Genomic DNA, 1,439 nt, shown 5'->3' with positions numbered 1-1,439 from the left:
TCCTGTGGGGAATGGAGCATGGCGTCCAGGCTGCCGGCGACCAGCACGCCCAGCCAGAGCAGGGAGGACAAGAAGGCCATGGCACCGAGCAGGAAGTGCAACCGGTTCATGCCATGTAGCTCCGGGACGTCCAGCAGCCTAAGGTGTTGCAGGTTGCCTTGTGTCCAGCGGCGGTCGCGTCTGGCGAAGTCCAGCAGGTTGCCGGGCATTTCCTCGAAGCTGCCCCTGATGCGAGCCTCCAGTTGCACCTCCCAGCCACCACGGCGCAGCAGGGCGGCCTCGACGAAGTCATGGCTCAGGATCTCGCCACCCAGAGGGGGACGACCCGGCAGTACCGGAAGGCCTCCATGGTCCATGAAGGCAGAGACCCGCAGGATGGCGTTGTGTCCCCAGTAGTTGGCCGTGTCGCCCTGCCAGCTGCTCTGACCGGCGGCGAGGATCGGCGCATAGAGGCTGGCCGCGAATTCGGCCAGGCGTCCGAAGAGCGTGATCTGGCGCGCCGGCAGCGGGACCGTCTGGATCAGGCCGACACTGGGGCGCGCCTGCATGGCCCTCACCAGGGCCAGCAGCGTCTTGCCCTCCATGCGGCTGTCGGCATCCAGCACCACCATGAAATCGTAACGCCTCCCCCAGCGTCGGCAGAACTCAGCGATATTGCCCGCCTTGCGGCCGCGGTTATCCGTCCGGCGGCGGTAGTGGAGCGTTAGGTCTCCCTTCAGCCGCTGCTGCAACTCGGCGATCTGTCGGCCCTCGTCCTCGGCGATATCCGTGTCGGTGGTGTCGCTGAGCACGAAGGCCTCGAAGTGGTGCGCCTCGCCGGTATCGATCAGGGATCGTGATGTCGCCTCCAGGGCGGCCACCACCAGGCCGAAGACCGCCGACCAGAAGGCCAGGGCGATCCAGGCGAAGGTCAGGGTGAACAGGATCAGGATGCCACCCCGTAGCGGGGTAAGTCCTCCGCCCTCCAGGATACGCAGCATCAGGAAGGCGCCCGCCAGGGTGGTCACGGCCACCAGCAGACCCAGCAGGCAGCGTCGTGATGTCAGCCAGGGGAGTTGGGCCGCCGGGTGCTGACTGGCGAGATCAGTGCTGCTCGTCGGGGTACCAGACATAGTTCCAGGTCTCGCTGTGGGTCTTGCCGCGCAGGGTCATCCGCAGGCGCAGATCGATGGCTTGCCGGTCAACGGGGTCGAGTCGGAAGGAGGCACGCCATCCGCGTCCGTCCGGCAGTGGGCTGGCCTGGAGGTCGTGGATCACGGCGCCGCGGGTGTCGAGCTGGGCCTCCACCGGCTGGTCGTGGGCTAGGCCGGCGAGCTCTCCCCCTTGGAAGTCGATCATGAAGTGGCGTCGGCTCTTCGGTGGCGGGTCCGGCTGACCGGGTACCCCGCCCCAGCCCTGCCGGGTTCGCTCGACCCTGGCCAGTCGCTGTTGGGGAAGGG

General features: G+C 67.4%; 2 protein-coding genes. Both read right to left on the bottom strand.

Annotation, left to right across the window (positions count from 1 at the left end; translation table 11 throughout):
* On the bottom strand, window positions 1-1,112 hold a 1,112-nt coding region (mdoH, locus tag ACESMD_RS14855; RefSeq protein ID WP_372614492.1), incomplete at its 3' end, for a glucans biosynthesis glucosyltransferase MdoH.
* The coding region (locus ACESMD_RS14850; protein WP_372614490.1) for a glucan biosynthesis protein at window positions 1,084-1,439 on the bottom strand (356 nt) is incomplete at its 5' end. The genes mdoH and ACESMD_RS14850, both read right to left, overlap by 29 nt.

Source organism: Halomonas sp. (assembly GCF_041689495.1).
Taxonomy (GTDB): Bacteria; Pseudomonadota; Gammaproteobacteria; order Pseudomonadales; family Halomonadaceae; genus Halomonas.
Note: the sequence above shows the minus strand (reverse complement) of the source record. Positions and strands in the feature narration are given on the sequence as shown.